Here is a 22,375-nt window from a genome sequence, read left to right on the forward strand (position 1 = left end):
CAAAGGAAATACTTTACACTGTACAGCAACTCCCGATAGGAGGGAACACTTTGACGAGAAACAAAGTAGAAATTTGCGGTGTTGATACAGCTAAACTTCCCGTACTAAAAAATGATGAAATGCGTAAATTATTTCGTGAAATGCAAAGTGGAGAGATAAGCGCAAGAGAGAAATTAGTGAATGGAAACTTACGTCTTGTACTGAGCGTCATCCAAAGATTTAATAACAGAGGAGAATATGTTGACGATTTATTTCAAGTTGGTTGTATCGGACTTATGAAATCCATTGATAACTTTGATTTAGGCCAAAATGTAAAATTTTCAACGTATGCTGTGCCGATGATTATTGGGGAAATACGCAGATATTTGCGTGATAATAATCCGATTCGCGTATCTCGCTCATTACGAGATATTGCGTATAAAGCGTTACAGGTAAGAGAAAAGTTGATTGCAGAAAATTCAAAAGAACCAACAGCGATGGATATTGCAAAAGTGCTAGAAGTAACTCATGAAGAAATTGTTTTCGCGTTAGATGCGATTCAAGATCCAGTTTCATTATTTGAGCCGATTTATAACGATGGGGGAGATCCTATCTTTGTTATGGATCAGTTAAGTGATGAAAAACAAAAGGACGAGCAGTGGGTTGAAGAGTTAGCACTAAAAGAAGGAATGAAGCGTTTAAATGATCGTGAGAAAATGATTATTCGAAAACGTTTCTTCCAAGGAAAAACACAAATGGAAGTTGCAGAAGAAATCGGGATTTCTCAAGCTCAAGTGTCACGTTTAGAGAAATCGGCTATTAAACAAATGAATAAGACGATTCAAGGATAAGGTTTCACCATTTATGGTGAAACCTTTTTATATGTAACATAGTTTGTTTTTGCTCATAGTAGGGAAAGGGTGTTCATATAATGAAAATAATATGGGGTTGATAAGAGGGTACTTCCTGTTAATTTAAGAAACAGCTTTTTTCAATTCGTCACATATAAGGGAGAGGATGAAAGTGATACGAATTTCGGAATTGCAGATGAAAGATATAATAAATGTTTCAGATGGAAAACGACTTGGGAATATTGGAGATATTGAAATTGATATGGATACAGGGAGGATCGGGTCTATTATTATTTCCAAACAGGCACGCATGTTAGGGATCTTTGGGAAAGATGTAGAAATTGTAATTCCTTGGAAAGAAATTGTGAAAATTGGGGAAGATGTCATACTTGTTAGAGTAAATACTGTTAATTCTGTAACAGAATCAATACAAACACCGACAATTTCATAAAGAATATTACAAATTCCTCTTTTTTTTCTGTTAGGATTATGAAAAAATAAAAGTATGGTAAAATAGACAGGAAGTACCATGCTTTTTTATGCTATTTTAATTAAAAAGGGGTCGCTTTGTTATGAGAGAACCATTTAAATATGTGGACGGTATACTGTATTTACAAGCGTGGAAAGAACTTGGAAACATTACTGCTGGATTTACGACAAAAGATGGTGGGATAAGTACGGGCTCCTTTCATGCGATGAATTTAGGATTACATGTGAATGATATCGTGGAGAACGTTCATGAAAACAGACGCATTTTAGCAAATAAGTTACAAAAACCATTAGAAAACTGGATTTGCTCTGAACAAGTTCATGATCATCATGTTGAAAAAGTAGGACAACAAGAAAAAGGAAGTGGCGTCTATTCATATGAAGACGGCATTTCAAAAACAGATGGCATTTATACGACTAATAATGATGTTCTTCTAACATCTTGTTACGCGGATTGTGTTCCACTCTATTTTTATGCGCCATCACATGGTATGATAGGACTTGCGCATGCTGGATGGAAAGGGACTGTAAAAGAGATTGCAAAGGAAATGATTCAAAAATGGAATGCAGAAGGCATTTCAAGCGACGAAATTCATGTTGCAATCGGACCAGCAATTGGATCTTGTTGTTACGTTGTTGATGATCGAGTGTTAACAGCAGCAGAGCAAGTAGTAAACGGTTCTGTCCCTTATAAAAAAATTTCTGATGGGCAGTACGCAATTAATTTAAAAGAAATTAATCGTATATTATGTGTACAAGCAGGTATAAAAGAAGAGAATATTGTAATGTCATCTCTTTGTACAAGCTGTGAAGAGCAACTATTTTTCTCTCATCGCCGTGATCAAGGTAAGACAGGAAGAATGTTGAGTTTCATAGGTTTTAAGGAGGAAGGAAGCAAGTGACAGTACAAAAAAATTTAACAACTGTAAACGAAGTTATTAAAGAATCTTGTTCACGAGCGGGACGTTCGTTGCAAGATATTAAACTCGTTGCGGTTACAAAAACGGTAGGAATTGAAAAAACAAACGAAGTAATTGAAGCTGGAATTATCGATTTAGGTGAAAATAGAAATGAAGGTTTCTTACAGAAGTACGAACATTTCGGTTCAAAAGTGAATTGGCATTTTATTGGATCATTACAAACGAGAAAAGTAAAAGAAATCATTAATGAAATTGATTACTTACATTCGTTAGATCGTCTTTCACTTGCAAAAGAAATTCAAAAACGTGCGAATAAGAAAGTGAAATGTTTTATTCAAGTGAAAACATCATCTGAAGAATCAAAGCAAGGATTGGCAATAGAAGAAACCATTCCTTTTATTCAAAGTTTGCAAGAATTGGATAAGATTGAAGTCGTGGGACTGATGACAATGGCTCCGTTTACAGAAGAAGAGGGAGAAATTAGACGCTGTTTTAAGGAGTTACGTATGCTACAAACAGAGGTGCAGGAGCTGGAATTATTGCATGCGCCATGTAAAGAATTATCAATGGGAATGTCTAATGATTACACGATTGCAATTGAAGAAGGCGCTACATATATTCGTTTGGGGACGATTTTAGTAGGAAAAGCGTAAAAGGAAGGAGAATCTTATTATGAGTTGGTCAAAAGTAAAATACTTCTTTTTTGATACACCAGAAGAAAAAGAAGCAGCTCAATATAGTTATGAAAAGGAGCAAACAGACATGAAGAAGCAGCAAGATCCGCCAGAACAACAAGATGTTACGTTTCCAAAAGCACAACCGAAACAAAATGTTGTGAGCATTGAAACGGCAAAGCAATCTTCAAAAGTTGTTTTATTAGAACCACGCACATATTCGGAAGCGCAAGGAATTGCGGACCATTTAAAAGGTAGACGAGCTGTTGTAATTAATTTACAACGAATGTCTACTGATCAAGCTGTACGTATCGTTGACTTTTTAAGTGGTACTGTATACGCTATAGGCGGGGACATTCAAAAAATAGGACCGAAAACATTTATGTGTACGCCTGAAAATGTAGATATTGTTGGTGCAATTTCAGAGTTGTTCGGTGAAGAAGAAGACACAAATATAAAGAGGTGGTAATACGCCATGGTAACAGTTTTAAACGTTTTAATTACTGCTATCGAGATTTACTCGTGGGCACTTATTATTTATATTCTTCTATCGTGGTTCCCTGGTGCAAAGGAATCAACTTTTGGAGAAATTCTTGCTCGTATTTGTGAACCGTATTTAGAACCATTTCGCAGATTTATTCCGCCGCTTGGTATGATTGATATCTCTCCACTCGTTGCGATTTTTGCGTTAAAGCTTGCTACGAATGGTTTAGTAAGTATATTCCGCTATTTCTTATAGTAAGAGGTTAAATACATGAGCATCTACGAACATTTCAGACCCGATGAAGAGGTCTTTGTGGATAAAGTGTTAGAGTGGAAGCGAGTAGCGGAGTACCATCAAGTGAAGTTAACAGACTTCCTTGATCCAAGACAACAACAAATTGTCACTATGGTAATAGGACAAGGGGATGTTGCTGTACAGTTTGATGGTGCAACGCCTCATGCAGAGCGTAAAAGAGCACTCATTTATCCGGACTATCTAGTAGTGAATGAAGAGGAATTTCAAGTAGAAGTATTGGAAATTGACTATCCTTCTAAGTTTTATACGCTAGAGCATAGGCAAATATTAGGTACATTTATGTCTCTCGGTTTAACGAGAGAAAAATGTGGTGATATTTTGCTTCAAGAAGATCGTGCCCAAATTGTAGTTGCGAAAGAAGTTGTATCTTATATTGAGATGAACTTACAATCGATAGGGAAAGTGAAGGTTTCCTTATCACCAGTGCAAGGAGAAAAAATTCTACAGATGCAAGAAACGTGGGGAGAGAAATCTGGAACGGTTTCTTCGCTTCGTTTAGATGTTATATTAGCAGAAATGTTACATATATCCAGACAAAAAGTACAACCTTTCATAAAAAATGGTTTAGTAAAAGTCAATTGGAAAACAGTGGAGCAAACCTCTTACGAATGTTATCCAGGAGATGTTTTTTCAGTGAGAGGATATGGACGAAGTAAATTGTTTTCTGTAGAAGGTAGAACAAAGCGCGACAAATGGAGAATTTTGTATGGTATACTAAAATGATTGGTTTTTTAGAAGGAAATCCTCCTATTTTGTCGAAGAAAAGATATAATTGAAAGAGGAAATTTAGATAACTACTTGGAGGTGGCGTTGTGCCGTTAACACCATTAGACATTCATAACAAAGAATTTGGTCGCGGATTCCGTGGCTATGATGAAGATCAAGTAAATGAGTTTCTTGATCAAATTATCAAAGATTATGAATTAGTCATTCGTGAGAAAAAAGCTTTAGAAGAAAAAGTTGCGCAATTAGAAGGAAAGTTAGATCATTTCTCTAATATTGAAGATACGTTAAACAAATCTATCGTCGTTGCACAAGAAGCAGCGGAAGAAGTAAAACGTAATGCGCAAAAAGAAGCAAAATTAATCGTACGTGAAGCTGAAAAGAATGCAGACCGTATTATTAACGAAGCGTTAGTAAAATCAAGAAAAGTTGCTTTTGATATTGAAGAGCTAAAGAAACAAGCGAAAGTATTCCGCACTCGTTTCCGTATGTTACTAGAAACGCAGCTTGAAATGTTAAACAACGATGATTGGGATAAACTAATTGAGTTAGAAGACGAAGTAGACGAGCTGTTGAAAAAAGAAGAAACAGTGTAAGCTTGACGTTTTTCTCATTATTACATATAATTTTAAACAACATATTTATTAAGAAAAACGAAGATAGGGATAAGTACCTTTTTCATGCCTTATATAGCGAACTGAGGATGGTGTAAGCTCAGGATAAGGAGATAATGGGAATATCACCCTGGAGTTCCGCGCTGAACAAATAGAGTAAGCGTAGGCGTATATTCGCGTTAAGAATATAAAGAGGATTGTATACATACGTATAGGATCTACTAGGGTGGTACCGCGGGAGACTTTCTCGTCCCTTTTTGGGATGAGAAGGTCTCTTTTTTATTCCGTTTTTTAAGTATTTCTTTTATACATGTAAGGAGGAATTGAGCATGGAGTACAAAAATACATTACTAATGCCAAAAACAGAGTTCCCAATGCGTGGGAATTTACCAAAACGTGAGCCTGCGATGCAAGAACAGTGGGCTGAAATGAATATTTATGAAAAGGTACAAGAACATACGAAAGGTCGTCCTTTATTTGTACTGCATGATGGACCTCCATATGCGAATGGTGACATTCATATGGGACATGCATTAAATAAAGTGTTAAAAGACTTTATCGTTCGTTATAAATCAATGACTGGTTACTGTGCACCATATGTGCCAGGCTGGGATACACACGGTTTACCAATTGAGCAAGCTTTAACAAATAAAGGTGTAAAGCGTAAAGAAATGACAGTTGCCGAGTTCCGTAAGTTATGTGCAGAGTATGCATATGAACAAGTAGAACGTCAACGTGAACAATTTAAGCGTTTAGGTGTACGTGCAGATTGGGATAACCCATACATCACTTTAGAGCCAGCTTATGAAGCACAACAAATTAAAGTGTTTGGTGATATGGCGAAAAAAGGTTATATCTATAAAGGACAAAAACCAGTTTATTGGTCTCCGACGAGTGAATCAGCTTTAGCAGAAGCTGAAATTGAATATCAAGATAAAAAATCAGCATCTATTTACGTAGCATTCCCTGTAAAAGACGGAAAGAACGTATTAGAAGGTGATGAGAAATTCATTATCTGGACAACAACACCTTGGACGTTACCTGCAAACTTAGGTATTTCTGTTCACCCAGAACTTGATTACGCTATTGTAAAAGTAAATGATGAAAAATATATTATTGCTTCTGAACTATTTGAGACAGTTGCAAAAACGTTAGAGTGGGAAAATACTGAAGTTGTGAAAACAGTAAAAGGTAGCGAACTTGAGTATACAGTTGCAAAACATCCATTCTACGATCGTGATTCATTAGTTATGCTAGGAGATCACGTAACAACAGATGCAGGTACAGGTTGTGTTCATACAGCACCAGGACACGGGGAAGATGACTTCGTTGTTGGTAAAAAGTATGGATTAGAAGTACTTTGTCCAGTTGATGATAAAGGTGTATTAACAAATGAAGCACCTGGATTTGAAGGCTTATTCTATGATAAAGCTAACAAGCCAATTACAGAAAAATTAGAAGAAGTAGGCGCGTTACTGAAACTAACATTCATTACGCATTCATACCCACATGATTGGAGAACGAAAAAACCAATTATTTTCCGTGCGACAGCACAGTGGTTTGCATCTATTGAAGCGTTCCGTAAAGAATTATTAGAAGCTGTTGCGGAAACAAAATGGGTACCAGCATGGGGAGAGACTCGCCTTCATAATATGGTTCGTGACCGTGGTGACTGGTGTATTTCTCGTCAGCGTGCATGGGGTGTGCCAATCCCTGTATTCTATGCAGAGAATGGCGATCCAATTATTACAGATGAAACAATTAACCACGTAGCAGACTTATTCCGTGAGCACGGTTCTAACGTATGGTTTGAGCGTGAAGCGAAAGACCTATTACCAGAAGGATTTACACATACAGGTAGTCCAAATGGTGAATTCCGTAAAGAAACAGATATCATGGATGTATGGTTCGACTCAGGTTCTTCTCACCAAGCGGTATTAGAAGAGCGCGATGATTTACAACGTCCAGCTGATTTATATTTAGAAGGATCTGACCAATATCGTGGTTGGTTTAACTCTTCATTATCAACAGCAGTTGCTGTAACAGGTAAAGCTCCATATAAAGGCGTACTAAGCCATGGTTTCGTATTAGATGGTGAAGGACGTAAAATGAGTAAGTCGATTGGAAACATCGTCGTACCGAAGAAAATTATGGATCAATTAGGCGGAGATATTTTACGCTTATGGGTATCTTCTGTTGACTATCAATCTGACGTGCGTATTTCAGATGATATTTTAAAACAAGTAGCAGAAGTATATCGTAAAATCCGTAACACATTCCGTTTCTTATTAGGAAACTTAGACGACTTTAAGCCAAGTGAAAATACAGTAGCTGTAGCTGAACTTCGTGAAGTAGATCGTTACATGTTAGTGAAATTAAATGACTTAATTACAAAAGTAAAAGAAGCATATGAGACATACGACTTCGCTGCTGTATATCATGCAATTCATAACTTCTGTACAATTGATTTAAGTTCATTCTACTTAGACTTTGCAAAAGACATTTTATACATTGAAGGTGCAAACCATGAAGATCGTCGTGCAATTCAAACTGTATTATATGATGTTCTTGTTGCATTGACGAAACTTGTAACACCAATCTTACCGCATACAGCTGATGAAGTATGGCCATACATTCCAGGTGTAACAGAAGAAAGTGTACAATTAACTGATATGCCAGAAGTTGTACAATTAGATGATGCGGAAGCATTAAAAACAAAATGGGATGCATTTATGACATTACGTGATGACGTATTAAAAGCGTTAGAAGTAGCTCGTAATGAAAAAGTAATCGGTAAGTCATTAAATGCAAGCATTACACTATATCCAACTGCAGAAATGAAAGCTATGTTAGAGTCTATTAATGAAGACTTAAAGCAATTATTCATCGTTTCTGAGTACAAACTTGGTGGCATGATGGAAGAAGCGCCAGCGGATGCACCGAAGTATGAGCATACAGCGGTTGTTGTTGCTCAAGCAACTGGTGAAACATGTGAACGTTGTTGGGTAGTTTCAGAAACAATTGGTAAAGATGCTGAACATGAAACATTATGTGAGCGTTGTGCAACAGTTGTTAAAGAAAACTACGTAAAATAATAAAAAACTGACTGCACTTACGTGCAGTCAGTTTTTTTATTGACGATATGTTAAAATAACTTTCACTCTCTTTCCTATGAAGGAAAAATGTGTGTGAGGTAAGCATAGAAATTTCGGACACACTAATCGTACATTGCAGCTGGGAGGAATGTACACGTGAATGAAATGTATATGGAAATCAAAGAAGAATTGCAATTGATGCGAAAAGAGATACAGGAGAGGCTAGCTAAAGAGGTCATGCACAAATATGATACAGAGTTTAGCGAAGAGCTTGGATATGAAATTAAGGAAGAGATAAAGAAAAAACTGTTATTACATGATATAAAAGAGGATTTAAAAGATGTAGAACGTGCATTATTCAAAATGGAAATAGATATGTATGGTATTTGTGAAGAAACAGGGAGAGTAATTTCGGTAAAACAAATGAAAACGATGCCAACTGCCCGTACTATACATGAATTTTTTTATGAAAAAGTAAATGTATGAATGTGCACAACGATATTATATTACCTTTTTTTAATTTATTTTATTCTTCTATAAAGGTTCATTGTGAAAAGGTTGCAGCTATGCTAAAATTTTGAGGTACACTGTCTTTGTGGGGGAAATGAAAATGATATATTATGTAATAGCGTTATTTGTCATTGCCATCGATCAAATATCGAAATGGCTAATTGTAAAGAACATGGAATTGGGTACGAGCATTCCGATTATCGATAATGTATTATACATAACATCACATCGAAATAGAGGAGCTGCCTGGGGCATTTTAGAAAATAAAATGTGGTTTTTCTACATTATTACAGTTGTCTTTGTAGTATTTATCGTAATGTATATGAAAAAATACGCAAAAACAGATAAGCTTCTAGGAATTTCATTGGGTCTAATTTTAGGCGGAGCAATTGGTAACTTTATTGATCGTGTATTTAGACAAGAAGTAGTGGATTTCATTCACGTGTATATTTTTTCGTACAACTATCCAGTATTCAATATAGCTGATTCAGCATTATGTATTGGTGTTGTATTAATTATTATTCAAACATTATTAGAAGGCAAGAAAACGAAGGAGTAATTGAATGAGTGAAGTAGTACAAGTAACAGTTGCAGAAGAACAAAAAAGCGAGCGAATTGATAAATTCGTTGCAGAAATAAACGGTGAATGGTCACGTTCACAAGTACAACAATGGATTAAAGATGATGTTGTAACAGTTAATGGGAAATCAGTAAAAGTAAATTATAAAGTGAAAGAAAATGATGAAATCACAGTAACGATTCCTGATCCGGAAGAGTTAGATATTCAAGCAGAAGATATGAACTTAGAAATTTATTATGAAGATGCAGATGTACTCGTTGTTAATAAGCCGCGTGGTATGGTTGTACATCCAGCACCAGGTCATACAAGTGGTACGCTTGTGAACGGTCTTATGCACCACTGTACAGACTTATCAGGCATTAACGGTGTAATGCGTCCAGGTATCGTGCATCGTATTGATAAAGATACATCAGGCCTATTAATGGTCGCTAAAAATGATATGGCACACGAATCACTTGTAAATCAACTTGTAGCAAGAACAGTAACAAGACGTTACAAAGCGATTGTACACGGTGTTATTCCGCACGATAAGGGAACAATTGATGCTCCGATTGCTCGTGATAAAAAAGAGCGTCAAAGTATGACGGTTGATGAGAATGGGAAGCATGCTGTTACGCATTTCCAAGTGTTAGAGCGATTCAAAGATTTCACACTTGTAGAATGTCGCTTAGAAACAGGACGTACACACCAAATTCGTGTTCATATGAAATATATTGGCTATCCACTTGCAGGAGATCCAAAGTATGGACCAAAGAAAACATTAGACATGAATGGACAAGCACTTCATGCAGGTATTTTAGGATTCGACCATCCTCGCACGGGTGAGTATATTCAGTTTGAGGCGCCGATTCCAGAAGTGTTTGAAGATGCATTAAATATTTTACGAAAGTAGTATTGACAAATCATAAAAAAACTGAGATACTGACAACAGTTAAATAATGATCCTTTAACACAGCCCCGTGAGGTTGAGAAGGTAACGGTTTGAAATACATAGGGTATGCTGTACCCTTTTTCAAAAGTCCTCTCGCACACGCTGAGAGGACTTTTTTTATACCATTACTCTCACGCAAGAAAAAAGCTTGGAGGTGTAGAGCATGCAAGAGAAAGCAGTTGTTTTAGATGACCAAATGATTCGTCGCGCTTTAACACGAATTAGTCATGAAATCGTGGAACGAAATAAAGGTGTCGATAATTGTGTTCTTGTCGGAATTAAAACTCGTGGAATTTTTATTGCACAACGTTTGGCAGAACGAATTGGTCAAATTGAAGGAAAAGAAATGAAAGTTGGAGAGCTAGATATTACGTTATATCGTGATGATCTAACACTACAATCGAAAAATGAAGAACCACTTGTAAAAGGTTCTGATATCCCTGTAGATATTACGAAGAAAAAAGTTATCCTTGTAGATGATGTATTATATACAGGAAGAACAGTTCGAGCAGCAATGGATGCTCTTATGGATTTAGGTAGACCATCACAAATCCAACTAGCGGTTCTTGTTGATAGAGGTCATCGTGAACTACCAATTCGCGCTGATTATGTAGGAAAGAACATTCCAACATCAAGTGAAGAGCGTATCGAAGTTGATTTGCAAGAGACAGATCAACAAGATCGAGTAAGCATATACGATAAGTAAAGCCCTTTTAAATGTAGTCCTGTGAGGCTGCCAAAGGGTCTTGGCTTTCATATGTCAAATTTGGCATACGAAAGTGTAGGACTCTTTGTGCACAGGCACAAAGAGTTTTTTTATTGCAAAGAAGTAAGCTGAAGGAGGATGTAACAATGGAACAAAAGCCAGTGTTAGACGTTAATGAAGTACCGAAACCGGGAAAATGGTTATTTTTAAGTATACAACATTTGTTCGCGATGTTTGGATCAACAGTGCTTGTTCCGTTTTTAACAGGATTGAATCCGTCAGTAGCATTAATATCAAGTGGATTAGGAACGCTAGCGTTTCTTCTTATAACGAAAGGTCAAGTACCTGCCTATCTAGGGTCATCATTCGCCTTTATCGCACCGATAATAACAGCGAAAACAGCAGGTGGACCTGGAGCAGCAATGCTCGGTGGTTTGCTAGCAGGACTTGTGTACATCTTAATCTCACTCGGAATTAAGAAGTCAGGATCAGAGTGGATTATGAAATTACTTCCGCCAATCGTAGTTGGTCCAGTAGTAATGGTAATCGGTCTAGCTTTAGCACATACAGCAGTTAACATGGCGATGAACGGTGCGGATGGCAAATATAGCTTTACTCACTTTTCAGTAGCGTTAGTAACGTTAGCAATTACAATTATCTGCTCTATATTCGGAAGAGGGTTTTTCAGTATCATACCAGTGTTACTAGGGATTATCGGCGGATATATCTTTGCTTACTTCCAAGGGCTAGTAGACTTAAAGCCGGTAGCTGAGGCAAAATGGTTTGTTATACCAGATTTCACAGTACCATTTGTAACATATACGCCGGAGTTTTCGTGGAAGATTGTACTCCTGATGGTACCAGTTGCACTAGTAACAATTTCAGAGCATATCGGACATCAAATTGTACTTGGAAATGTTATTAAAAGAGATTTAATTGAAAAACCAGGTTTACACCGTTCAATCTTCGGTGATGGAGTAGCGACATTAATCGCGTCACTAATCGGTGGACCGCCGAATACAACGTATGGTGAAAACATCGGTGTGCTAGCAATTACGAGAGCATACAGTGTATACTTATTCATCGGTTCAGCAGTGTTCGCAATCATGTTCGGGTTTATCGGTAAGATTTCTGCACTGATTCATTCGATCCCAACACCGGTTATGGGTGGTGTATCAATCCTACTATTCGGTGTAATCGCATCAAGCGGATTACGAATGATGGTAGATGATAAAACAGACCTAAGTGACAAACGAAACTTAATGATTGCATCAGTAATACTAGTAATCGGTATTGGTGGAGCGGTACTTCACGTAGGAGAATCGTTCCAAGTAGAAGGAATGGCACTAGCAGCAATTGTAGGTGTACTATTAAATCTACTACTACCAGAAACGAAACAAATAAAGCAAACTAAACAGATTGCATCATAATAATAACCTTTTAATTCAGTCCTGTGAGACCGGAAAGGGTGGCTTCTTTCTTGCACCCTAGTCTCACATGACTAGGGTATTTTTATGCAGAGGTTGTTATAAAAATACAAAAGTGGTAACATAAAAATCAGAAAGATGAGGGATGACGATGAGCCATTTGTTAACGATGAGTGAATTATCGGAAGTAGAAATTTCAGAAATCCTAAAAGACGCAGAAGATTTTGCGAATGGAAAAGAAAGCAAAACGACAGAGCAAACTTTTGTTGCGAACTTGTTCTTTGAGAATAGTACGAGAACGAGATTTAGCTTTGAGGTTGCTGAGAAGAGATTAGGACTTGATGTTTTAAACTTTTCAGCTGATGCATCTAGCGTACAAAAAGGAGAAACATTATACGATACGATAAGAACATTAGAATCAATCGGAACAAAAGCGGTAATCGTCCGCCATGAGCAAGATCGCTACTTCGATGAACTAAAAGATCAGGTAAGTATCCCAATCTTAAATGCTGGAGATGGATGTGGAAACCACCCAACGCAGTGCCTACTCGATCTCCTTACAATTAAACAAGAGTTTGGAAGATTTGAAGGATTAAAGATTGCGATAGTAGGAGATGTTCGTCATAGCCGAGTAGCGCGTTCGAATGCAGAAGCATTAACGAAACTGGGTGCAACAATTTACTTTGCAAGCCCAGAAGAGTGGAAAGATGAAGATAGCACATTTGGAACATATAAACCATTAGATGAACTTGTTCCAGAAGTGGATGTAATGATGTTACTTCGTGTACAACATGAGCGTCATGATCATTATGAAACAGACATTATGAAAGAGTATCATGAGAAACACGGATTAACAGTGGAAAGAGAAAAGCGTATGAAAGAAGGAAGCATTATTATGCATCCAGCTCCTGTAAACCGTGATGTTGAAATTGCAAGTGAACTTGTTGAGTGTGAGCGTTCACGCATATTTAAACAAATGGAAAATGGAGTTTACGTAAGAATGGCTGTACTAAAACGCGCCTTACCAAATGTATTAGGAGGAATGAAACATGAATTACTTGTTTAAAAATGGTCGTTATATGAATGAAGAAGGAAAAATCGTAGCAACAGATCTTCTCGTACAAGACGGTAAAATCGCTAAGGTAGCAGAAAATATTACGGCAGATAATGCTGAAGTAATCGATGTGAACGGAAAGTTAATCGCACCTGGATTAGTAGATGTACACGTACATCTTCGTGAACCAGGTGGTGAACATAAAGAAACAATTGAAACGGGTACACTAGCAGCGGCAAAAGGTGGATTCACTACAATTTGTGCAATGCCAAATACACGCCCAGTACCAGATTGCAGAGAACATATGGAAGACTTGCAAAATCGTATTAAAGAGAAAGCGCATGTTAACGTACTACCATACGGAGCAATTACAGTACGCCAAGCGGGTTCTGAAATGACAGATTTCGAAACATTAAAAGAACTTGGAGCATTTGCTTTCACTGATGACGGTGTAGGCGTACAAGATGCTAGCATGATGTTAGCAGCTATGAAGCGTGCAGCGAAATTAAATATGGCAGTAGTTGCACACTGTGAAGAGAATACTCTTATTAATAAAGGTTGTGTACATGAAGGGAAGTTTTCTGAGAAACACGGATTAAACGGTATCCCATCAGTATGTGAATCTGTACATATTGCAAGGGATATATTGCTTGCTGAAGCGGCAGATTGTCACTATCACGTATGCCACGTAAGTACGAAAGGCTCTGTACGCGTAATTCGTGATGCAAAGCGTGCTGGAATTAAAGTAACAGCAGAAGTAACACCTCATCACTTAGTGTTATGTGAAGATGATATCCCATCAGCTGATCCTAACTTTAAAATGAACCCACCGCTTCGTGGAAAAGAAGATCACGCAGCACTAATTGAAGGTTTACTAGATGGAACAATCGATATGATTGCAACTGATCATGCACCGCATACAGCGGAAGAGAAGGAACAAGGAATTGAAAGAGCACCATTCGGAATTACTGGTTTTGAAACAGCATTCCCGCTTTTATACACAAACCTTGTGAAAAAAGGAATTATTACATTAGAACAATTAATTCAATTCTTAACAGAAAAGCCAGCTGATACATTCGGCTTAGAGGCAGGTCGCCTGAAAGAAGGTAGAACAGCTGATATTACAATCATTGATTTAGAACAAGAAGAAGAGATTGATCCAACAACATTCTTATCAAAAGGAAAAAATACACCATTCGCAGGTTGGAAGTGCCAAGGATGGCCGGTAATGACAATCGTTGGTGGTAAGATCGCATGGCAAAAGGAGAGTGCATTAGTATGAAAAGACAACTTATCTTAGAAGATGGAACAGTATTAATTGGAAAAGGTTTCGGAGGAGAAATCGAAAAGTCAGGTGAGGTTGTATTTACAACAGGAATGACTGGATATCAAGAAACATTATCTGATCCATCATATTGCGGTCAAATCGTAACATTCACGTACCCATTAATCGGAAACTACGGCATCAACCGTGACGATTTTGAATCGATTCACCCTTCTGTAAATGGTTTAATCGTAAACGAAATTTGTGATCACCCATCAAACTTCCGTAATGAAATTTCGTTAAATGACTACTTAAAAGAAAGAAACATCCCAGGATTAGCAGGGATTGATACGAGAAAATTAACAAGAAAAATTCGTCAATACGGTACATTACGCGGACGTCTTTGTAACATGGATGCAGATGTAGAATATATCGTGAGCCAATTAAAAGCGACAGTATTTACAGATCATGTAAAACGTGTATCAACGAAAGACCCATACCCAAGCCCAGGCCGCGGACATCGCGTTGTACTTGTAGACTTCGGTATGAAACATGGTATTTTACGAGAATTAAATAAACGTGACTGTGATGTAATTGTAGTTCCTTACAACACAACAGCAGAAGAGATTTTACGACTTAGCCCAGATGGAATTATGTTAAGTAACGGACCTGGGGATCCAAAAGATGTACCAGAAGCAATTGAAATGTTAAAAGACATTATCGGTAAAGTTCCTTTATTCGGAATTTGCCTAGGACATCAATTGTTCGCGCTAGCATCTGGTGCGAATACAAGTAAATTGAAATTCGGTCACCGTGGTTTAAACCATCCAGTAAAACATCTTGCAACTGGAAAAGTAGCAATTACATCTCAAAACCATGGTTACGCAGTAGAAGAAGAGTCAGTTAAAAATACAGAACTTGAAATTACACATGTCGCTTTAAATGATGGAACAGTAGAAGGTCTTCGTCATACGAAGTTCCCAGCATTTACAGTACAATATCATCCAGAAGCTTCAGCAGGACCAGAAGATGCAAACGATTTATTCGAAGATTTCTTAGCAATGATTGAAAACTTCAAGAAAGAAGGGGAAGAGTTATGCCAAAACGCCTAGACATTAACACAATTTTAGTAATCGGATCGGGACCAATTGTAATTGGGCAAGCAGCGGAGTTTGACTACTCTGGTACACAAGCTTGTCAATCTCTTAGAGAAGAAGGTTACAAAGTAATCCTTGTTAACTCTAACCCAGCAACAATTATGACAGATACTGCAACAGCAGATAAAGTATATATAGAACCATTAACACTAGAATTCGTAAGCCGTATCATTCGTAAAGAACGTCCAGATGCAATCTTACCAACATTAGGTGGTCAAACAGGTTTAAACATGGCTGTTGAACTTGCGAAATCAGGCATACTTGAAGAGTGTGGAGTTGAAATTTTAGGAACAAAATTATCAGCAATTGAGCAAGCAGAAGATCGTGATTTATTCCGTACATTAATGCAGGAATTAAATGAACCAATTCCATCTAGTACAATTATTCATACGCTAGAAGAAGCACATGAATTTGTAAAAGAAATTGGATATCCAGTTATTGTTCGCCCAGCATTTACAATGGGTGGAACAGGTGGCGGAATCTGTAGTAATGAAGAAGAACTAATTGAAATCGTATCAGGTGGATTAAAACATAGTCCGGTAACACAATGTTTATTAGAGAAAAGTATTGCTGGTTGTAAGGAAATTGAATATGAAGTAATGCGTGATTCAAATGATAACGCGATTGTAGTATGTAACATGGAAAATATCGATCCAGTTGGAGTTCACACAGGTGATTCTATCGTTGTAGCACCAAGCCAAACATTAAGTGACCGTGAATACCAAATGTTACGTAACACTTCATTACGAATTATTCGTGCATTAGGAATTGAAGGTGGATGTAACGTTCAGCTGGCACTTGATCCACATAGCTTCCAATACTATGTAATTGAAGTAAACCCACGTGTAAGTCGTTCATCTGCACTAGCATCTAAAGCAACTGGATATCCAATTGCAAAGCTAGCGGCAAAAATTGCAGTCGGTTTAACGTTAGATGAAATTATAAATCCAGTAACACAAAAAACATATGCTTGTTTCGAACCAGCATTAGACTATGTTGTTTCAAAAATTCCCCGCTGGCCATTTGATAAGTTTGAATCAGCGAACAGAACACTTGGAACGCAAATGAAAGCAACTGGTGAAGTTATGTCAATCGGACGTAACTTAGAAGAATCATTATTAAAAGCGGTTCGTTCTTTAGAGCTTGGTATTTATCACCTAGAATTAGACCACTTAAAAGAACTTGATAAAGAAACAATGAAAAAACGCATTGTAAAAGCTGATGATGAGCGACTGTTTATCGTAGCAGAAGCAATTCGTCAAGGTGTAACGAAAGAAGAAATCAACGATTGGTGTGAAATGGACTTCTTCTTCTTACAAAAAGTAGAAAATATCGTAAACATGGAACGCGAAGTAAAAGCGAATGTAGGAAATATGGAAGTACTACAAACTGCGAAAGAAATGGGCTTCAGTGACCATTACATCGCTAATGCTTGGAAGAAAACAGAGCGTGAAATTTACGATATGCGTAAAGAAAGCAATATAACTCCGGTTTATAAAATGGTAGATACTTGTGCGGCAGAGTTTGAATCTGCAACACCATACTACTACAGCACATATGGTGACGAGAATGAATCGGTTAGAACAGATCGTAAGAGTGTAGTAGTTCTAGGGTCTGGTCCGATCCGTATCGGTCAAGGTGTTGAGTTTGACTATGCAACAGTTCACTCAGTATGGGCAATTAAAGAAGCTGGATATGAGGCAATCATTGTTAATAACAACCCAGAAACAGTTTCAACAGACTTCAGTATTTCTGACAAATTATACTTTGAACCATTAACGATTGAAGATGTAATGCACATTATCGATTTAGAAAAACCAGAAGGTGTTATCGTTCAGTTCGGTGGACAAACGGCAATTAACTTAGCTGCTAAATTAGAAGCTCACGGTGTGAAAATCTTAGGAACATCACTTGAAGATTTAGATCGCGCAGAAGATCGTGATAAGTTTGAAGCAGCGCTAACACAGCTTGGTATCCCGCAACCAGTCGGTAAAACAGCAACGACTGTAGAGCAAGCAGTAGCAATCGCTGACAAAATTGGTTACCCAGTATTAGTAAGACCATCTTACGTACTAGGTGGACGCGCGATGGAAATCGTATATCGTCAAGAAGAACTGTTGCACTACATGAAAAATGCAGTTAAAGTTCACGCTGATCACCCGGTATTAATCGACCGTTATATGGTTGGTAAAGAAATTGAAGTAGATGCAATTTCAGACGGTGAGAATGTATTCATTCCAGGTATTATGGAACATATTGAACGTGCTGGAGTTCACTCTGGTGACTCAATTGGAGTATACCCACCACAAAGCTTATCTGACAAATTAAAAGAACAAATTATTGAACATACAATTGCACTTGGAAAAGGATTAAACATTGTTGGATTACTAAATATCCAGTTTGTAGTATTCGAAGATCAAGTGTATGTAATCGAAGTAAACCCACGTGCGAGCCGTACAGTACCATTCTTAAGTAAAATTACAGGTGTACCAATGGCGAACGTTGCAACGAAAGTTATTTTAGGGCAAGACCTAGTAGCGCAAGGATACGGAACTGGTTATCACCCAGAAGAAAAAGAAGTATATGTAAAAGCTCCGGTATTCTCATTCGCGAAACTACGCTCAGTTGATACAACATTAGGACCTGAAATGAAATCAACAGGGGAAGTAATGGGTAAAGACTTAACGCTTGAAAAAGCATTATACAAAGGATTAGTTGCTTCTGGAATTAACATCCCAACGCACGGATCAGTAATCATTACTGTAGCAGATAAAGATAAAGAAGAGGCAATGGAAATTGCAAAACGTTTCCACGAAATCGGTTATAACTTATTAGCAACAGCTGGAACAGCACAATCGTTAGCAGAGCAAAATATCCCAGTACAAGTTGTAAACAAAATTGATTCTGAAGACTACAACTTACTAGATATTATCCGTCAAGGAAAAGCACAGTTTGTAATCAATACGCTAACAAAAGGTAAACAACCAGCGCGTGATGGTTTCCGCATTCGCCGTGAATCAGTAGAAAATGGTGTAGCTTGCTTAACATCACTTGATACAACGAGAGCAATCTTACGAGTATTAGAATCTATGACATTCTCAGCTCATTCAATGAAAGAAATTACGCAAACAAAGCGTCACGAGGTGGTACATGCATGATGCAAAAGCAAAATATGATCGTCGTTAATCAAAAAGAAATCGCAAAAAACATTTACGAATTAGTGCTTCAAGGAACGTTAGTACAGCAAATGAACGAACCAGGGCAGTTTGTACACATTAAGGTAGCAGAGGGCATTGCGCCCCTTCTGCGCCGCCCGATTAGTATTTGTAATGTAGATCAAGAGAAGAACGAATTTACAATGCTATACCGTGCGGAAGGACAAGGGACAAAAACATTAGCAACTAGAAAACAAGGTGAATTGGTAGACGTACTAGGACCATTAGGACACGGTTTTCCTGTAGAAGAAGCAGAAGCTGGTCAAACAGCTTTACTAGTAGGCGGGGGAATTGGTGTACCACCACTTTATGAATTATCACAGCGCCTTGTTGCAAAAGGAGTACGCGTAATTCACATCCTAGGTTTTCAAACGAAAGATGTAGTTTTCTATGAAGAAAAATTTGCAGAACTTGGTGATACTTACGTTGCGACAGTAGACGGTACACACGGTACAAAAGGATTTGTCACAGATGTAATTGATAATTACGGAATTGACTTTGATATTCTTTATTCATGTGGTCCGTTAGCGATGCTTCGTGCATTAGAAGGACGTTACAAAGAGAAAAAAGCTTATATTTCTTTAGAAGAACGTATGGGCTGTGGTATTGGAGCTTGTTTCGCATGTGTATGCCACTTACAAGAAGATCCAAGTGGACATTCTTACAAGAAGGTGTGTAGCGACGGACCAGTATTTCCAATCGGGGAGGTTGTACTATGAACAGATTGCAAGTTGAATTACCAGGATTATCATTAAAAAATCCAATTATACCGGCATCTGGATGCTTTGGATTTGGTCGTGAATATGCACAGTTTTACGATTTAAGTGTACTAGGATCAATCATGATTAAAGCGACGACAGAACAACCACGTTATGGAAATCCAACGCCTCGTGTTGCTGAAACACCGGGCGGTATGTTAAATGCAATCGGACTTCAAAACCCAGGGTTAGAAAAAGTAATGAATTCTGAATTACCATGGTTAGAACAATTTGATCTTCCAATCATTGCGAACGTTGCAGGCTCACAAGCTGAGGATTACGTAGCGGTTGCAAAAGAAATTTCTAAAGCGCCTAATGTCCATGCACTAGAATTAAATATTTCTTGTCCGAACGTAAAAACAGGTGGTATCGCCTTTGGTACAAATCCTGAAATTGCTGCTGATTTAACGAAGCGAGTAAAAGAGGTTTCTGAAGTACCTGTATACGTGAAGTTGTCACCGAACGTGGCAAACATTGTGGAAATTGCAAAAGCGATTGAAAATGCAGGTGCAGATGGTTTAACGATGATTAATACATTGCTTGGTATGCGTCTAGATTTAAAAACAGCTAAACCAATTTTAGCAAACCGTACAGGTGGATTATCAGGTCCTGCGATTAAGCCAGTAGCAATTCGTATGGTACATGAAGTAAGCCAAGCGGTAAACATTCCGATTATCGGAATGGGTGGTATTGAGACAGCGGAAGATGTAATTGAATTCTTCTATGCTGGCGCAAGCGCAGTTGCAGTAGGTACAGCGAACTTTATTGATCCGTTCGTATGTCCGACAATTATTGAAGAGTTACCAGCATTACTAGATGAATTAGGATTTGATCACATTTCGGAATGCCAAGGAAGGAGCTGGAAGCAAACATGTCACAGTCGTTAATCGTTGCACTAGATTTTCCAGGGAAACAAGATGTAGAACAATTCTTGCGCCACTTTGAAGGGGAAGAGCTATTTGTCAAAGTTGGTATGGAGTTATTTTATAAAGAAGGTCCTGCGATTATTACGTACTTAAAAGAAAAAGGACATAAGATCTTTCTAGATTTAAAACTTCATGATATTCCGAATACAGTAAAAAGCGCTATGCGTAGCCTAGCTAGTCTAGATGTTGACATGGTAAATGTTCATGCTGCTGGGGGAAGCAGTATGATGAAAGCTGCGATTGAGGGATTAGAGGAAGGTAAGCAGGAAGGAAAAGAGAGACCGATTTGTATTGCAGTTACACAACTAACAAGCACTTCGGAAGCTATGATGAAAAAAGAGATTGGCATTGAGAAAACGTTAGAAGAAGCGGTTGCTCATTATGCAAAACTAACGAAAGAAAGTGGACTTGATGGCGTTGTTTGTTCAACACTTGAAGTTCCAAAATTACGTGAAGTATGCGGAAATGAATTTGTAACAGTAACACCGGGGATTCGTCTTGCAAGCGATGATGTAAATGACCAGGTGCGCGTAGCAACACCGAAACGTGCGAGGGAACTTGGCTCAAGCTATATCGTAGTTGGACGTAGTATTACAAAAGCAGAAAATCCGCTTGAAGCTTATAAAACAGTAAAACAACAGTGGGAAGGTGTAACAGTATGAAAAAAGAAATCGCATCGCATTTATTAGAAATTGGAGCAGTATTTTTACAACCGAACGATCCATTCACTTGGTCTTCAGGTATGAAATCACCAATTTATTGTGATAACCGTTTAACTTTATCTTATCCAAAAGTACGTCAAGCGATTGCAGCTGGATTAGAAGAGTTAATTAAAGAGCACTTCCCAACTGTAGAAGTTATTGCAGGAACAGCAACTGCTGGTATTGCGCACGCTGCATGGGTAAGTGATCGTATGGATTTACCAATGTGCTACGTACGTAGTAAAGCAAAAGGTCACGGTAAAGGGAACCAAATCGAAGGAAAAGCTGAAAAAGGTCAAAAGGTAGTAGTAGTAGAGGACCTAATTTCAACTGGCGGTAGTGCAATTACATGTGTAGAAGCACTTCGCGAAGCTGGCTGTGAAGTATTAGGAATCGTATCAATCTTCACATACGAGCTTGAAGCAGGAAAAGAAAAGCTAGAAGCAGCTAACGTAGCATCATACTCTTTAAGCGACTACAGTGCATTAACTGAAGTAGCGGCAGAAAAAGGTATGATCGGACAAGCTGAAACGAAAAAATTACAAGAGTGGCGTAAAAATCCAGCTAACGAAGCTTGGATCACAGCGTAACACGAAAAAAACGACCGTGGGGGAACGCGGTCGTTTTTTATATTATTGTTAAAGCTTCAAGTAAAGTTCCATCAATATCAAAGAAAATCATATGATAATCTCCTTGCTAACAACTACTTAGCGTTTTCCGCAACTTCATATCCTCTCACAAACAATAAAGTCATATAAGAAACAATAAATGAGAAGATGCTATACATGCCAACCCAAAAGAAGAATTTTGGAGTAAAGGCGATAACACCTATTATTAAAAAACTAGCAAACGTTACAATCGGCATTACGTAATACGTTTTCGTTCGACGTGTTCCAATAACAGAAACGATAAAGATAAGTAACGGACAAATTAATAAGACGAAAATCAATTCATTCATAGTTATGTCCCCTTTTCTAATGGAAGTAATCTGTTTCTCGTAAA

23 protein-coding genes and 1 other annotated feature are annotated in these 22,375 nt (G+C 37.8%); of the genes, 22 read left to right on the top strand and 1 reads right to left on the bottom strand.

Going from position 1 to position 22,375, the window contains the following annotated elements:
* Nucleotides 1-50: 50 nt before the first annotated feature.
* The 22 genes from sigG to pyrE all read left to right on the top strand — a co-directional run bounded on the left by sigG (nt 51) and on the right by pyrE (nt 21,963).
* Entirely contained in the window at nt 51-830 is a 780-nt protein-coding gene (sigG, locus tag AC3WTI_RS23285; RefSeq protein WP_000197753.1) for an RNA polymerase sporulation sigma factor SigG, read from the top strand.
* 166 nt (nt 831-996) lie between these two features.
* A complete protein-coding gene (locus AC3WTI_RS23290; RefSeq protein WP_087958568.1) occupies nt 997-1,281 on the top strand; it encodes a YlmC/YmxH family sporulation protein in 285 nt (94 codons plus the stop codon).
* A gap of 121 nt (nt 1,282-1,402) precedes the next feature.
* Nucleotides 1,403-2,221 carry a peptidoglycan editing factor PgeF gene (gene pgeF, locus AC3WTI_RS23295; RefSeq protein ID WP_097840544.1) on the top strand — a complete coding sequence of 273 codons (819 nt, stop codon included), beginning with the start codon at nt 1,403-1,405 and terminating at the stop codon, nt 2,219-2,221.
* Nucleotides 2,218-2,892: a YggS family pyridoxal phosphate-dependent enzyme gene (locus tag AC3WTI_RS23300; RefSeq protein WP_087958570.1), complete on the top strand. Its 675-nt coding sequence runs from the start codon at nt 2,218-2,220 to the stop codon at nt 2,890-2,892. The genes pgeF and AC3WTI_RS23300 overlap by 4 nt, the downstream gene beginning before the upstream one ends.
* 19 nt (nt 2,893-2,911) lie before the next feature.
* Nucleotides 2,912-3,382, top strand: coding sequence for a cell division protein SepF (locus tag AC3WTI_RS23305; RefSeq protein ID WP_000119136.1), 471 nt, complete (start codon nt 2,912-2,914; stop codon nt 3,380-3,382).
* Between the two features lie 6 nt (nt 3,383-3,388).
* The gene (locus AC3WTI_RS23310; protein ID WP_000259081.1) at nt 3,389-3,652 is read left to right on the top strand and encodes a YggT family protein; all 264 of its coding nucleotides are present in this window, start codon (nt 3,389-3,391) and stop codon (nt 3,650-3,652) included.
* 15 nt (nt 3,653-3,667) lie between these two features.
* Nucleotides 3,668-4,435 carry a YlmH family RNA-binding protein gene (locus AC3WTI_RS23315; RefSeq protein ID WP_087958571.1) on the top strand — a complete coding sequence of 256 codons (768 nt, stop codon included), beginning with the start codon at nt 3,668-3,670 and terminating at the stop codon, nt 4,433-4,435.
* 89 nt (nt 4,436-4,524) lie between these two features.
* Nucleotides 4,525-5,031, top strand: a complete 507-nt coding sequence (divIVA, locus tag AC3WTI_RS23320; RefSeq protein WP_001131611.1) for a septum site-determining protein DivIVA — start codon at nt 4,525-4,527, stop codon at nt 5,029-5,031.
* A 51-nt stretch (nt 5,032-5,082) separates the two neighbouring features.
* Nucleotides 5,083-5,307, top strand: a binding site (T-box leader).
* A gap of 71 nt (nt 5,308-5,378) precedes the next feature.
* On the top strand, nt 5,379-8,144 hold the full coding sequence (gene ileS2, locus AC3WTI_RS23325; protein ID WP_087958572.1) for an isoleucine--tRNA ligase: 2,766 nt from the start codon (nt 5,379-5,381) through the stop codon (nt 8,142-8,144).
* Between the two features lie 156 nt (nt 8,145-8,300).
* The gene (locus tag AC3WTI_RS23330; RefSeq protein ID WP_097840543.1) at nt 8,301-8,630 is read left to right on the top strand and encodes a TraR/DksA C4-type zinc finger protein; all 330 of its coding nucleotides are present in this window, start codon (nt 8,301-8,303) and stop codon (nt 8,628-8,630) included.
* A gap of 124 nt (nt 8,631-8,754) precedes the next feature.
* On the top strand, nt 8,755-9,213 hold the full coding sequence (gene lspA / locus AC3WTI_RS23335; RefSeq protein ID WP_001980603.1) for a lipoprotein signal peptidase LspA: 459 nt from the start codon (nt 8,755-8,757) through the stop codon (nt 9,211-9,213).
* A 4-nt stretch (nt 9,214-9,217) separates the two neighbouring features.
* Nucleotides 9,218-10,126, top strand: coding sequence for an RluA family pseudouridine synthase (locus tag AC3WTI_RS23340; RefSeq protein WP_042514722.1), 909 nt, complete (start codon nt 9,218-9,220; stop codon nt 10,124-10,126).
* Nucleotides 10,127-10,328: 202 nt separating this feature from the next.
* Complete coding sequence (gene pyrR, locus AC3WTI_RS23345) at nt 10,329-10,871, top strand: bifunctional pyrimidine operon transcriptional regulator/uracil phosphoribosyltransferase (protein ID WP_087958573.1); 543 nt, start codon at nt 10,329-10,331, stop codon at nt 10,869-10,871.
* Nucleotides 10,872-11,017: 146 nt separating this feature from the next.
* Nucleotides 11,018-12,301, top strand: coding sequence for a uracil permease (gene uraA, locus AC3WTI_RS23350; RefSeq protein WP_142286745.1), 1,284 nt, complete (start codon nt 11,018-11,020; stop codon nt 12,299-12,301).
* 148 nt (nt 12,302-12,449) lie between these two features.
* On the top strand, nt 12,450-13,364 hold the full coding sequence (pyrB, locus tag AC3WTI_RS23355) for an aspartate carbamoyltransferase (protein ID WP_087958575.1): 915 nt from the start codon (nt 12,450-12,452) through the stop codon (nt 13,362-13,364).
* The gene (pyrC, locus tag AC3WTI_RS23360) at nt 13,348-14,634 is read left to right on the top strand and encodes a dihydroorotase (RefSeq protein ID WP_087958576.1); all 1,287 of its coding nucleotides are present in this window, start codon (nt 13,348-13,350) and stop codon (nt 14,632-14,634) included. Before pyrB ends, pyrC begins: the two co-directional genes overlap by 17 nt.
* Complete coding sequence (locus AC3WTI_RS23365; RefSeq protein WP_000828668.1) at nt 14,631-15,728, top strand: carbamoyl phosphate synthase small subunit; 1,098 nt, start codon at nt 14,631-14,633, stop codon at nt 15,726-15,728. The genes pyrC and AC3WTI_RS23365 overlap by 4 nt, the downstream gene beginning before the upstream one ends.
* Nucleotides 15,713-18,931: a carbamoyl-phosphate synthase large subunit gene (gene carB / locus AC3WTI_RS23370; protein ID WP_087958577.1), complete on the top strand. Its 3,219-nt coding sequence runs from the start codon at nt 15,713-15,715 to the stop codon at nt 18,929-18,931. The genes AC3WTI_RS23365 and carB overlap by 16 nt, the downstream gene beginning before the upstream one ends.
* Complete coding sequence (pyrK, locus tag AC3WTI_RS23375; protein WP_000983353.1) at nt 18,928-19,707, top strand: dihydroorotate oxidase B electron transfer subunit; 780 nt, start codon at nt 18,928-18,930, stop codon at nt 19,705-19,707. The genes carB and pyrK overlap by 4 nt, the downstream gene beginning before the upstream one ends.
* Nucleotides 19,704-20,633 (top strand): dihydroorotate oxidase B catalytic subunit, encoded by a 930-nt coding sequence (pyrD, locus tag AC3WTI_RS23380; RefSeq protein WP_001081057.1) that lies wholly within the window; start codon nt 19,704-19,706, stop codon nt 20,631-20,633. The genes pyrK and pyrD overlap by 4 nt, the downstream gene beginning before the upstream one ends.
* Nucleotides 20,618-21,334 (top strand): orotidine-5'-phosphate decarboxylase, encoded by a 717-nt coding sequence (gene pyrF, locus AC3WTI_RS23385; RefSeq protein ID WP_000083496.1) that lies wholly within the window; start codon nt 20,618-20,620, stop codon nt 21,332-21,334. Before pyrD ends, pyrF begins: the two co-directional genes overlap by 16 nt.
* On the top strand, nt 21,331-21,963 hold the full coding sequence (gene pyrE / locus AC3WTI_RS23390; protein ID WP_000711449.1) for an orotate phosphoribosyltransferase: 633 nt from the start codon (nt 21,331-21,333) through the stop codon (nt 21,961-21,963). The genes pyrF and pyrE overlap by 4 nt, the downstream gene beginning before the upstream one ends.
* Before the next feature lie 113 nt (nt 21,964-22,076).
* Here the strand turns inward: pyrE and AC3WTI_RS23395 are convergent, their stop codons facing one another.
* Entirely contained in the window at nt 22,077-22,331 is a 255-nt protein-coding gene (locus AC3WTI_RS23395; RefSeq protein WP_001003944.1) for a YbeF family protein, read from the bottom strand.
* Between the last annotated feature and the right edge of the window lie 44 nt (nt 22,332-22,375).

The organism is Bacillus sp. EB106-02-03-XG38 (genome assembly GCF_058792175.1).

Coding starts and splice junctions, on each gene's coding strand:
- pyrB (WP_087958575.1), top strand. CDS start 12,450: ATGAGCCATTTGTTAACGATGAGTGAATTATCGGAAGTAGAAATTTCA.
- pyrC (WP_087958576.1), top strand. CDS start 13,348: ATGAATTACTTGTTTAAAAATGGTCGTTATATGAATGAAGAAGGAAAA.
- AC3WTI_RS23310 (WP_000259081.1), top strand. CDS start 3,389: ATGGTAACAGTTTTAAACGTTTTAATTACTGCTATCGAGATTTACTCG.
- lspA (WP_001980603.1), top strand. CDS start 8,755: ATGATATATTATGTAATAGCGTTATTTGTCATTGCCATCGATCAAATA.
- pyrK (WP_000983353.1), top strand. CDS start 18,928: ATGATGCAAAAGCAAAATATGATCGTCGTTAATCAAAAAGAAATCGCA.
- AC3WTI_RS23315 (WP_087958571.1), top strand. CDS start 3,668: ATGAGCATCTACGAACATTTCAGACCCGATGAAGAGGTCTTTGTGGAT.
- uraA (WP_142286745.1), top strand. CDS start 11,018: ATGGAACAAAAGCCAGTGTTAGACGTTAATGAAGTACCGAAACCGGGA.
- pyrE (WP_000711449.1), top strand. CDS start 21,331: ATGAAAAAAGAAATCGCATCGCATTTATTAGAAATTGGAGCAGTATTT.
- AC3WTI_RS23365 (WP_000828668.1), top strand. CDS start 14,631: ATGAAAAGACAACTTATCTTAGAAGATGGAACAGTATTAATTGGAAAA.
- AC3WTI_RS23395 (WP_001003944.1), bottom strand. CDS start 22,331: ATGAATGAATTGATTTTCGTCTTATTAATTTGTCCGTTACTTATCTTT.
- pyrR (WP_087958573.1), top strand. CDS start 10,329: ATGCAAGAGAAAGCAGTTGTTTTAGATGACCAAATGATTCGTCGCGCT.
- AC3WTI_RS23305 (WP_000119136.1), top strand. CDS start 2,912: ATGAGTTGGTCAAAAGTAAAATACTTCTTTTTTGATACACCAGAAGAA.
- carB (WP_087958577.1), top strand. CDS start 15,713: ATGCCAAAACGCCTAGACATTAACACAATTTTAGTAATCGGATCGGGA.
- pyrF (WP_000083496.1), top strand. CDS start 20,618: ATGTCACAGTCGTTAATCGTTGCACTAGATTTTCCAGGGAAACAAGAT.
- AC3WTI_RS23290 (WP_087958568.1), top strand. CDS start 997: ATGAAAGTGATACGAATTTCGGAATTGCAGATGAAAGATATAATAAAT.
- AC3WTI_RS23340 (WP_042514722.1), top strand. CDS start 9,218: ATGAGTGAAGTAGTACAAGTAACAGTTGCAGAAGAACAAAAAAGCGAG.
- pgeF (WP_097840544.1), top strand. CDS start 1,403: ATGAGAGAACCATTTAAATATGTGGACGGTATACTGTATTTACAAGCG.
- ileS2 (WP_087958572.1), top strand. CDS start 5,379: ATGGAGTACAAAAATACATTACTAATGCCAAAAACAGAGTTCCCAATG.
- pyrD (WP_001081057.1), top strand. CDS start 19,704: ATGAACAGATTGCAAGTTGAATTACCAGGATTATCATTAAAAAATCCA.